The sequence below is a fragment of the Paenibacillus sp. R-74696 genome (assembly GCF_055814915.1).
On the sequence record NZ_JBPULM010000026.1, the window covers coordinates 229,903 to 241,724 of the forward strand.

10 protein-coding genes are annotated in these 11,822 nt (G+C 45.9%); 3 read left to right on the forward strand and 7 right to left on the reverse strand.

Going from position 1 to position 11,822, the window contains the following annotated elements; translation table 11 throughout:
- Positions 1 to 62 precede the first annotated feature (62 nt).
- Positions 63 to 917 carry an AraC family transcriptional regulator gene (locus ACSR9A_RS09890; RefSeq protein ID WP_473756992.1) on the reverse strand — a complete coding sequence of 285 codons (855 nt, stop codon included), beginning with the start codon at positions 915 to 917 and terminating at the stop codon, positions 63 to 65.
- Between the two features lie 165 nt (positions 918 to 1,082).
- On the opposite strand from ACSR9A_RS09890, the gene melA reads away from it, so the two are divergent.
- Entirely contained in the window at positions 1,083 to 2,381 is a 1,299-nt protein-coding gene (gene melA / locus ACSR9A_RS09895) for an alpha-glucosidase/alpha-galactosidase (protein ID WP_473756993.1), read from the forward strand.
- 84 nt (positions 2,382 to 2,465) lie between these two features.
- Here the strand turns inward: melA and ACSR9A_RS09900 are convergent, their stop codons facing one another.
- Both ACSR9A_RS09900 and ACSR9A_RS09905 read right to left on the reverse strand, forming a co-directional pair.
- Positions 2,466 to 3,323, reverse strand: a complete 858-nt coding sequence (locus ACSR9A_RS09900; protein ID WP_341280561.1) for a class II fructose-bisphosphate aldolase — start codon at positions 3,321 to 3,323, stop codon at positions 2,466 to 2,468.
- A 235-nt stretch (positions 3,324 to 3,558) separates the two neighbouring features.
- Positions 3,559 to 4,035, reverse strand: a complete 477-nt coding sequence (locus ACSR9A_RS09905) for an HPP family protein (RefSeq protein WP_341280560.1) — start codon at positions 4,033 to 4,035, stop codon at positions 3,559 to 3,561.
- 745 nt (positions 4,036 to 4,780) lie between these two features.
- Between ACSR9A_RS09905 and ACSR9A_RS09910 the strand changes: the two genes are divergently transcribed.
- A complete protein-coding gene (locus ACSR9A_RS09910) occupies positions 4,781 to 5,881 on the forward strand; it encodes a hypothetical protein (RefSeq protein ID WP_473756994.1) in 1,101 nt (366 codons plus the stop codon).
- 139 nt (positions 5,882 to 6,020) lie between these two features.
- Here ACSR9A_RS09910 and ACSR9A_RS09915 read toward each other — a convergent pair whose 3' ends face one another.
- The 4 genes from ACSR9A_RS09915 to ACSR9A_RS09930 form a co-directional block, all read right to left on the reverse strand.
- Entirely contained in the window at positions 6,021 to 6,812 is a 792-nt protein-coding gene (locus ACSR9A_RS09915; protein ID WP_473756995.1) for a carbohydrate-binding protein, read from the reverse strand.
- A gap of 88 nt (positions 6,813 to 6,900) precedes the next feature.
- Positions 6,901 to 8,040: a toxic anion resistance protein gene (locus tag ACSR9A_RS09920; protein ID WP_473756996.1), complete on the reverse strand. Its 1,140-nt coding sequence runs from the start codon at positions 8,038 to 8,040 to the stop codon at positions 6,901 to 6,903.
- A gap of 39 nt (positions 8,041 to 8,079) precedes the next feature.
- Positions 8,080 to 9,768, reverse strand: a complete 1,689-nt coding sequence (locus ACSR9A_RS09925; protein WP_473756997.1) for a substrate-binding and vWA domain-containing protein — start codon at positions 9,766 to 9,768, stop codon at positions 8,080 to 8,082.
- Positions 9,769 to 9,781: 13 nt separating this feature from the next.
- Positions 9,782 to 10,528 (reverse strand): hypothetical protein, encoded by a 747-nt coding sequence (locus ACSR9A_RS09930; protein ID WP_341280557.1) that lies wholly within the window; start codon positions 10,526 to 10,528, stop codon positions 9,782 to 9,784.
- A gap of 364 nt (positions 10,529 to 10,892) precedes the next feature.
- Here ACSR9A_RS09930 and ACSR9A_RS09935 point away from each other — a divergent pair, with 364 nt between their 5' ends.
- Positions 10,893 to 11,795, forward strand: a complete 903-nt coding sequence (locus ACSR9A_RS09935; RefSeq protein ID WP_473756998.1) for a class I SAM-dependent methyltransferase — start codon at positions 10,893 to 10,895, stop codon at positions 11,793 to 11,795.
- Positions 11,796 to 11,822: the final 27 nt, after the last annotated feature.

Sequence of the window (11,822 nt, forward strand, 5' to 3'; positions counted from 1 at the left end):
GTGCATTTAATGGACAGGCATCGTCGTATACATAAACGAATATTGCTCAATTTAACCCTCGCTTACAGCTTGCCCTGCTCCTCCAGCAGCTCTCGCGTTCGGCGCGGCGATTGGCCGATGACCTTTTTGAACATTTTGGAGAAAAGGAAGGGATCGGTGTAGCCCACCGAGCGTGAAATATCGCTCACTGACAGCTGCTTGCTGCTCAGCAGCTCTACCGCCCGATTCATTCGAAATTGCAGCAGAAAGGCTTGCAGAGACAGGTCAAACTGCTGTTTGAACAAGCTGGACAAATAAGTCCGGTCCAAGCCAACAGCTTGAGCAATTTGCTCAACCGTTGTTTTCTGGCTGTAGTTATTTTCGATATAGGTAATTGCTTCGTTGATGTAGGTTTCCTTGGAGTTGGCACGAAGCGGCTGCTCCTCTGCTAATGCAGGCTCTGCACATTCAATTAATTCTCCAATTAGACGGTACAAAATACTCTGGTACAAAATGTCCCGAATGCCCGTTTCATGGGCATCCATAAGCTCCTGATGGCTAGTGTCGAACCAGTTGGCGCCCTTGGCACGAAATATCGGCTGCGTCACACTGAGCCCCGCCCGCTGCACAAAAGCTCTGGCATGAAGCCCATCAAAACCTATCCACGTATACACCCAAGGGTCCGACTCATCCGCTGTATAATGGACAATCGCACCTGGCATTATGAGAAAGCCCTGTCCTTGTGACAGCTGGTAGGTTTCTCCTCCGGTACTAAATTCGCCTGAGCCGCTGATCACATAATGGATAATATACAAGTCGCGCAAACCCGGGCCCCAGCTGTGCAGGGGTTCACATTCTTCCTTGCCGAAAAAACGCAAAAACAGCTCCATCTGCCGCTGCGGCGTCTCTTGATTATGTCTGACTTCGGTCAGAGGCATAGGGCATCCCCCCTCATTATGACAGGTAATAGTATAATAGATCGGATGAAACCATGCAATGAAAAGGCATTATGACAGGTTTATCAGGAATTACTCCATGTTCGCACGCTCTCTCCGAGACTATAGTTAAGGAGTCGAGACTATTCATAAACGGAGGCGAATTCATTGGCGAAAATAACGTTCCTTGGTGCGGGCAGCACTGTTTTTGTGAAAAATGTATTGGGTGATGTCATGCTTACAGAAGCACTGCAGGGCTTCGAGCTAGCTTTGTTTGATATTGATGGCGGAAGGCTGCGTGAATCTGAGCAGCTGCTGCTGAATATGAAGGAGTCGCTTGGAAGCAGCTGCGTCATTAAAGCATATACCGACCGCAAGGAGGCGCTTCGCGGCGCCAAATATGTCGTCAATGCCATTCAGGTTGGCGGTTACGATCCTTGTACGATAACCGATTTCGAAATTCCGAAAAAATACGGCTTGCGCCAAACCATTGCCGATACGGTCGGCATAGGCGGCATTTTCCGCAACCTACGTACCATTCCGGTCGTACTTGATTTTGCAGCAGATATTCAGGAGGTTTGTCCAGACGCTCTGTTCCTCAATTACACCAACCCAATGGCTGTGCTGACGAATGTGCTCATTTCGCAAGGCGGCTTGCAGGCTGTAGGACTCTGTCACAGCGTACAAATTTGTGTACCGCACCTATTCGAGCATCTGGGCATCGATACTGCTGGTGTCAAAACAAAGATCGCTGGCATTAACCATATGGCGTGGCTGCTGGAAGCAACAAAGGACGGTGTAGATTTATACCCGGAAATTAAACGGCGCGCGGCGGAAAAGCAAGCGGAGAAGCACCACGATATGGTGCGCTACGAGCTCATGCTGAAGTTCGGCTATTATGTTACCGAATCTTCCGAGCATAATGCTGAATACCATCCGTACTTCATTAAAAAGAGCTATCCAGAGCTCATTGAACGCTACAATATTCCTCTGGATGAGTACCCGCGCCGCTGTATTGAGCAAATTAAAGGCTGGGAGGAAAGACGGGATTCGATGCTCGGCAATAAGAAGATTGAGCATACGCGTAGCCATGAATATGCCTCGCATATTATGGAAGCGATCGAGACCAATCATTCTTATAAAATCGCCGGAAACGTTATGAATACGGGCTTTATTACAAACTTGCCGAAGGAAGCCTGCGTCGAGGTGCCTTGCTTGGTTGACCGCTCTGGCATAACGCCAACCTACGTCGGTGACCTTCCGCCGCAGCTGGCTGCGTTAAACCGCACAAATATCAATACCCAGCTGCTCACGATTGAAGCCGCCAAAACATTGAAGCGCGAGCATATTTATCACGCCGCTCTGCTGGACCCGCATACGTCAGCGGAATTGTCGATGGATGACATTGTCTCGCTTTGCGACGAATTGATTGAAGCGCATGGCAGCTGGCTCCCAGCATACCGTTAATAGAAGAGCGTAGCATAAAGCAAAAAAGGGCTAGTCCAACTGCACGCAGCAGCTGGACCGGCCCTTTTTCATTTATATATAGGCTTATGCTTTGTTGGAAGATCCGAACTCGCGCATTTTACCCATAACTGTTTTTTTGATTGCATCGCGGCCTGGAGCCAAGAATTTACGTGGATCAAATACTTCCGAATCCGCAGTCAGAATTTCGCGAGCAATTTTAGTGAAGGCGATTTGGTTTTCAGTGTTAACGTTGATTTTAGCTGTTCCAAGGGAAATGGATTTTTTGATTTGATCCGTAGGGATACCTGTACCACCGTGCAATACCAATGGCAGCTTGATCGTTTGGCAAATCTCTTCCATTTCTTTGAAGCCCAGATTTGGTTCGCCTTTGTAAGGACCATGAACGGAACCAAGTGCTGGAGCCAGGCAATCGATACCTGTAAGCTCAACCAGTTGTTTACACTCTTGTGGATCAGCGTAGATAACGCCATCAGCAATAACATCATCCTCTTGTCCGCCAACTGTTCCCAGTTCAGCTTCAACGGAAATGCCGCGCTCGTGCGCATATGCAACAACTTGCTTCGTTGTTTTTACGTTTTCTTCAAATGGGGAATGCGAAGCATCGATCATAACGGAAGTGAAGCCTGCATCGATTGCTTCTTTACATTTTTCGAAGCTGGAACCGTGGTCCAAGTGAATCGCAACTGGAACTGTGATTTTCATTTCTTCGATTAGGGATTTAACGATTGCAGTAACAACCGTGAAACCACCCATGTAACGAGCTGCGCCTTCAGATACGCCCAAAATAACTGGGGATTGCTCTTCTTGAGCTGCGCCCAAAATTGCTTGCGTCCACTCCAAGTTGTTGATGTTGAATTGACCAACCGCGTAACCTTCTTTTAAACCTTTGTTCAACATATCTTTCATCGAAACCAATGCCATGATAAATCCTCCTTCAGTGTAGTTGCAATTTAATGAATAGAACTTTCAATCATGCCCATTGATCTACTGCTTAAAATAACGCTCATAAACGACAGATCTATAGGCATGAGCGGAATTTTCATTTCCTTGTTCACATTCTTCATCTAATACTACATGTTATCATATATTTTATTATAAAACTACCTGCGCTGCGAGTGAATACTTTTCAAACAATTGATAAGAATTTATAAATGCGTTAATCCGTTTCTACAGGAACGCCATTTCTTTTAATCTGCGAAAATAAAGGGCTTAGCCGTTTCTCTGCCCATTCGGCAAGGAATAAAATCAACATCAAACCCAGCAGTGCCGTACATACAGATACCGGAATCAGCCACAGATGCGTTGAATGGGAGAAAAATGGAATGAGCGACACCGCTACAATTGGCGGAGCATTCCACTTAAATTTCGTAATCATCCAAATCGTAATCAACACATTTACAAACAAGGAAATCGCGCTTGGATAGATGGAGAAGAGCAGCGTGCCGACAATTGACGAAATAAACGCGCCTAAAGTAATTTTGCTGAGCTCCGTATAACGGAATGAGCGCGAGACGAACAGGAAGCTGAAAGCCCCCAAAGTAGGGAAAAATAAAGTGTCCAGAAATGAAAAATGTAAGGAAAGCCAATAAATAAGCATGACGTAAACGCCAATTGCGATAATTTTCAAGTTCATTTTAATCCAGTGAACCTCCAGTCAAAATGGCCAGCAGATTTGCCGAGTGTTCTGCATGGAATACTGGCAGTATTGTAGTGCCTGCTTCATTTTATAAAGTTTCTCAGGAAGTGTCAATGCTGCGAAGCGTCTTCCAAACGACAAAAAAGCACCTGCACGGCGCTCTCGTCTAATTGGTTTTTTTGCTACTGAATCTGCCGTGTCCATTACCTGCTGTTACTGTCTTCCCAAACGTCACAACAAGTTCATTAAGATGGGTGAATTAGTCAGATGGACGAACTGATTCCCATGCAGCTAGGTTCAGGTCACTATAACTCGGTTTCACGTTGGCTCAAGTTCGCGTAATAATCCTCTTCACTAACTAATTCACTCGCACTTGCAGTTTGGAATTGCCTCTCTGGAATTCAGCATCATGCTCATCAACATTTATATGCGTATTTTCACCTTTCACGGCCATTCATCCTCTCCCAAAACGTCTTCTTACTCAATACGCTATTCAGTAATTGGATTATTTTGCAAAGCGAAACCAACCTGACCTCGTTCTGATAGCAACTTAAATTATTTCTGACTAGGCTAGGGGAATAATAGTTTAATACTCACGAAACTACAAATGTTATGATCCAATACCCTTCTATTCACTGTTCTTATACTAGGTAATATATTAATTTCTTATACTTAAAAAAGAAACCAATAATTCCTTTTTTCGTATATGACTCTAAATTGTTAAATCATGGAGGAATGAGTAATGTCTACACCTAATGCACCAAACCCTGTACCTACATCTAACAAACTTAATTTTGGCGAAAGATCAGGAAGACTTGTTCTTATAACTGCCGCACTTGGCGTTTTGGGAGCTGGATACTTCAAAATATTAAAATTCGCATTGAATAACCTTTCAAATAAAATATATCTATCATTTTTTATCAGCTACGAACATATAATTGCAGCTTGTATGCTTTCGAGCGCTTTTTTAATTTTAGTTTATGCAATACACTATTGCTATTGTGAATTTGCAGCTCTGAATTATACGAACAGGGATGTAGGCAATAACGATGCTTTACAAATAATGAATAAAGCAGATTTTGCCTATGGCTATGTATTCAAATTCGCCTCTCTCTCATTCATACTCTCCGGGATAACGATAGTAATGTATATTAACATAGTCGGCTTTCTGGCTCTACAATATTTAGTTATGGGTGTTACGTTACTTATAGTTCTCTTATTTCTATTTTTTTTAGCATTCAAGAATATCAGACAAGAATTATTTAAAAGTCTTGTTTCACTAAAAAACTATACTATCAATAATCGCGGTAAAATTGCTTCATGGTTTATTACAACCTTTATAATAATCTATCTCATATTTATTTCTATGAGTTTCAGTCAAAAAACCATATTTACAACTGAATTTTCGAACAAGTCGAGTGCTCCAATAAAATTTCATTTTGAAAATTCTGTACCCGACAAAATCACAATACAATTTTACTTTGTGGATAAAGACAACAAGGAGCATTTGACTAAACAAACAGAAATTGAAACTTCACAATTCAGTCGCTCATTTATTGAAGTAACTGAACAATCGCAATCTTCTGAAGAACCATCCATTTTAACTTTCTTAAATGATGAAATGAGTAAAAGCCAAGATGCATATATAGCTAAAGATAGCCATTATGATTATAATTATGAGTTAAATTCTATCGATCATTTAAAACAGGGTAAGAATTTTGTGGTTATTCAGTTTAATAAAAACTCTATAAACAATAAGAATTACAGAATTGTCAATCAAATCGATATAAATGAAAATGGGGATGTACTCATTAACAAAGACAAATTTCAAGAAAAATTTTAAATGTGACTATGCTAACTATTAGCGGTGACTCAACTTCAACAAAATCAAAGTAAAATCAAATTTAAAACATTTAAGCCGCAGGTCTATTCATCAATTAACCTGCGGCCTATAATTTGAATACTCATGTGTACTGCCATTGTTATGCTTCTCTTCCGAACACCTCAAGCTGGGTCAAAGCCGGAAATGGCGAAGGCTCGGACGACTTCACTAATTTGCTTAGCGTAACAGAGTCAACTGTTCTTGGTTCCAGCAAAACCGCTTGCGGTTTATGCGTTTTGATCAGGCTGGCCTGATGCGAGCTGCCGTCCGCAAACGTCAGAGTCACGCTTTCCCAATAGTTGTCGTGTGGAAAATCCGCGCGCAGCGTTAAAACAACCTTGTCCACGACTACGACACGTCCAAAATCAATCGAAATAGCGGCATCCGCTCTCTGGTTAATGCCCCATGATTCGTAAGGCCATTCACCATGCGAGTCATTCGCAGCATTTCCATTAATGGCGTTCCGTGCCGCAAATACAGCCTCGCCCCGCGTCTCCACATTGGCGGAAGCATGCGGGAAGCAGGTGTCGTTGGCGTGCTGGTCATATTCATTTTTCGCTACATTTTTATAGGCTCCTATTTCCTCGACGGTTGCCAGGCGAGCAGTCAGCACATGAGTGTCGCCCGTAAACGACTTCGGTGAGTAGGATACTCTTTTTTCGTCAAAAGGGACCGTGTAACGGTACTCCTTGCCCTTCAAATAAATGAACCCCGGATTCATCGAATCCTCCAACTGAATGATTAGATGGACATTCGCTTGCGAGCTTTTGAGAGCGATTACATTTCCAGGCTCGTAAGCCCGCTTGTACACCAAATAAACCTGTTCGCTGTCTGTACAGGTCGCAAGCACCGCTCCGTCTGCATTTTGAATTTCTAGGGATAAGTTAATCATCACTTTGTCTCCATTCTTCCTATCTACTGATTTTTTGGTTTATATAAAAAAGAGCGGAGGATCGCCGCCCCCTGCTCTTCTTGCCCTCTTACAGCCCCAGCTTCTGCCCCTTCTCCAGCCGCTGAATTTGCACCTCGCCGGTATCCGCCAGCTCTCTGAATTGCTGGATCGTTTGGCGCATTTTAGGCAGCGCCTCCTGCTTGTAGGTGCTGATGGAGTCCATCGCCGAAAGCACATCGGCGAAAGCCGTCTTGAGCGTATCGACGGAGATGTTTGCTTCCATCGACTGCTTTTGAATCGCGGCGCCTTGATTTTTCAGCATTTTGGAGGTTCCGCTGATCAGGCTGTCGGTCGTCTGATTCAGCAGCTCGATTTTTTGCAGGACGATTCGTTGATTGTAGAGCGCGCTTGCTACGGTAACGGAGATTTTCAGCGCCGAAACGGTGACGTTCCTCGCTCTGTCCACCCCGCGGATCAGCTCCTTGTTGTTGCGCATCACGACCTCAATCGCCATAATGCCCTGCTGATTCACGACGAGCATTTGCTGCAAATCCATGACGCGCTGGCGGAGCGGGAACAGCACCTCTTCCGTTATGAAGCGGATTTTATCCTCCGACTCCTGACGCGACTTGGCGGCTGCAATCTGGGCTTCAATGCCTTCATCCATCAGCATGCCGAGCTGGATTTCCTTTTGCAGCTTTTTCGTCAGCTCGCGAAGCGCGTGCTGTTCCAGTTCCAGCGTGGTGTTGTCATTTTTAAGTATCGTACTGCCTTTGTCCAGCGATAAAATGATGCCCGAAATGACCGTATCCGCCTTCTGGTATTTGGCAAAATAACGACGTAACGGATTAAAAAACATGCCTAGTACGCCGCTTTTGGCAAAATCGACGACGCTCGGGTCCAAATCCTTGAGCTGGATGTGCAGCTCCGTCAAATCTTTCGCCACTTGGCCGCCTTCATCGCCCGTTTGAGACAAATTGCCGACCGCCACCTGCAGCAGCGAATTTTTCTCCGAGGAAGACCTCATCGACTGAATGCCAAACTGGTCAATCGATTGCAAAATCGCTTTCCGCTTTTCGAGCGAATCCAGATCCAGCTCTAAAATCGATGATACATTGCTCGTCGCCAGCTCACGCAGCTGGGTGACCTCCTCAGGCTCAGGCTTCACCTGCTCTTCAATGACCGATTTCAGCTTCTCCTCACTGACCACTTCCATCGTAAATGACATTGCAACCCCTCCTCTTCAACCTATATCCGCAATATAAAATTACATTTGAACGTTCAGCAGGTTTCCAATTTTATAAACGACATCGTCGGTATCGGCGTTGATGCTTGCCGCCTCGTTAATGCTCGAAATGCTTTGCAGCGCCTTGATATTCGCATTGTAGCCAATCGTATAAATCGGCACCTTGTACGTTTCTATGAGTCCTTTAATATCCTTGAGCGAATGCCCTTCATTCGTCTCCCCATCGCTTAGCACAAAAATGATCGGCTTCACATCCGGGTTGACGGCGAGCTCATCCTGCAGCATTTTCAGGGCGACTACGATGCCGTCAAAGGTGGCCGTTCCTCCGCTTGCCTGTAAGCTGTTGATCGCGCCCACAAACATCGATTGCTGGTTGGTGTCATATTTCCCAATTGGCAAGTTAATCGCAACGTCGCTGGAGTACGAGACGAATCCGATACTGTTGCTCCTGCCCAAAAACTTCTGCCCCTTGAGCAGCGATTCCTTCAAGCGATTAAGCGGCTCCCCGCCCATGCTGCCCGAAATATCGGCTACAAAAACAGCGGCAATCGGCTTGCTGCCATCCTTCTTTTCCTTCCAAAGCTTCTGCGCGGCGGCAAGCGTCTTTCCGTTCACAGCTTCCATCTCGGACTTGTAGTCCTCAAGGCCATTAAAGCCTTTTTCCACAGCAGCCTTCTGGTATTTATCCTGCGTAACAAAGTCGGCGAACTTCTGGATAATTTCCTGCTTATCCTTCGGCAGCTTGCCGAGCGCATACAGCGGGCTGTCATGCCTCACGCCGAACGGCGTAAACACGTAGCCGCTCTGGAAATCCGCCGCGTTCACATAGGTTTGATACTCCAGTACAAAAGCATCCAGCATCCCCGTCTTGGCAGCCTCACGCATTTGCAGCGTAGTCGAGGCAAGGAATGGCACATTGGCCTGGAATTTCTCAAAGCCCTGCACCGCCTTCTCGCCCAGCAGCTCTTGGCTGTCAAACGTCGCGAGGGACGTCACTAAAAAGTTGAGGCCCGTTGAGCTGGCAAAAGGGTCGGTATAGCCCATCGCTACCTGATTGCTTGCAATCGCATCGGTGAGCGTCTTCACATTGAGGGAGCCATATTCGGCAATCAATTCATCATATTTCGCTTGAGTGGAGACGATTCCCGCTACATTGCCCACAAGTCGTTTGGATACGAGCTTCGTTTGAACGCCACTCGCTGCGACCATCTCGCCCCACAGCTCGTTGGATGGCGTGAACGCATCGGGCACATATTTGCCTGAACGGATATAATCCGCCGCGGTGCCCGAGGCAATATTGCGGATTTTGACCGAAGCCGTCTTCCCGTTCACTTTAATCTTTGCTTGATTAAAAGCGGTGGCCACCTCGTTCAGCCAGCCATCCATATCCGTACCCGACTTCTCGGTCGAGGAAAAAATCTCGACAAATTGGTCTGTGGTGTTTTCAACCGATACGGGGAACTTCGAAATATCCGGCAAGGAGTCGCCGACATCGGCAGGATCAAGATCAATCTGTCCTTTAACCGGCTCCGCAGTCGTAACTGAAATGCCTTGATACAGCTTATTCAGCTGCTTGCCCGCATCCTCAGACGAAATCTGCGTATCTGTCTTACCTATGTTCGAGGTCAAGCTAATCCCAAAATAAACGAGAGCAAAAACGACAATCGCAATAAGTGCCAAGACTACAAAAGCTTTTCCTTTACTCGCCATATGCGTCACCTTCTCATTGTTGATATAATTTGGTTTGCTTAATTAATACATCGAGCTCCTTCATGCAGGGCATTTCCTCAACCGTCCGATAATCTGTACTCCCCAGCAGTGAAATTTCGAGAGCCAAGCGGTCCAGCTTCAGCAAAATCTCTTCATTCGCCCCCAGATAACCGGACACGTAGTCCAGGTATTGCTGGTAAAGCTCTATTTTTTCCTGCATCAGCTTATTCGAGAACTTCCTCGCGCTCCGCTGCCGTTCCAAGGAGGCAAACTCAGCAGCATCGAACACGCCAAGCTTATTCAGCATTCCTTTAATATTCAAGTAAAAAAGCTTCTCGACCTCAACGATGACGGAGTCGAATTTCTTGTAGCTGATTTCCGTCTGCTCAAATCTTTGGCCGAGAATATCGGATAAGATCGCTCTCTTCTTCGCTATTCGCTCCAGTTGGTCGAGGGCTAAGGCGATATCCTTGTGCAGCACTTTAACGTTTTTGTAATAGGAGAGCGCCGCCATGAAATCCTCGCGTGTGGCAATCGAACGAATCTGCGGCACCGAAGCGGGCTTGAGCAGCAGCGTATAGCTTCCATAAGTCAGAACCAGAAAGCTGCTGACCAATAAGGTTACGCCTGAAGCGGTTGCAAGAACACTTTCACCCCCTATGACCACCCCGACAAGCCCCGGTGACAAAATAACAATATTGAGAGCGACAACTCCGCCTATGAGTCCGAGCAGCTTCAACAATTTCGAATTATTCCCCATAAATAATTCCTCCACGAATGCGGTAACTTGTCTCCATTTGTAAAAACAACAACATCCTTTGCCTGTATATTTAATTTTAACAGAGAATAACCGAACAAGCTCCTAAATGTTGCTAATATCTCTTTAGATTCTATTTATACTCTAATTACTTCCACGTTATTTGTCCGGTTCCATTTTATTTTCGGGCTTGTCTCGTAACACGCCGCGGTGCTCGAACCCCAGGTAAAACGGCTGTCGCCGTCCTCCCTATATTTCAAAAAAGAGCAATTGCTTTTCACTCCATTAAAGGTTATTGTAGATATACAGAGTCTTTAAAGTCTTCGAAACGAAAACCATTTTATAATCAGGAAAGGAATGACGGGATATGAATAGCGATTTGTTTAATGCAGCTGTGTGGGAGAAAGCTTGGACGGAGGACCCGAACGCGACGGGCAATAAAATGAAGAAGGCCGGCATTGGCCGCACGTCCTTTGACCATAAAGCAAAAACCTTTAATGCAGAGGTGTTCAGTGAAGGGGGAAGACACCGAAGCGAGCGCATTATTCGCTGGATAGAAGGGCAGGGTGTCGACTTCCAAGGGCTGTCCGTACTCGATATCGGTGCTGCCTCGGGCGGATTTACGGTTCCTTTCATCGACCGTGGAGCACGGGTAACGGCTGTAGAGCCTAACGTTCCCTTAAGCGAGCTCTTCAGAGAGAATACAGCAAGGTTTGATCAGGGGCAGGCCCTGCTGGTCCATGATGTGTTTGAGGAGCTGGATCTTGCCGCAAGGGGCTGGAGCGACGCCTTCGATCTCGTATTTGTGTCCATGTGTCCGGTCATTGTCGATTGGGCAAGCGTGGAGCGGGTACTCAGCACGGCTCGCAAGTATTGCTACATTAGTGTAGGTGCGGGGCCTAGAGAGCATAGTCTGCTGCAAGCTGTTCTTCCTTTGCTGACAGGCCAGGAGGTTCATGCAGAAAGCTCGGATATGGCCTACTTAACGCACCTGCTCTATTTGAAGGGTTATTCATTCCAATCCATTATCACGAAAGAAACAAAAACGACCGAGTCGTCTTACGAAGAAGCAATAGAGGAAGTCATGCAAGCGCTGAAAACCCATAAATTAATTCCTAATGAGTCCGCCCGCCAAATCGTTACCGATTATGTGCACCGTACTTATCCGGATGGCAAAGTGGTCATTCATCAGAGTGGACGTTATGGCAAGGTGCTGATTCAGCTGCAGGAGCTGAATATGTATACACGACCGGAAACCGTTAAAGCTTAAATCAGCGTAGGTCGAGATCATAATTTA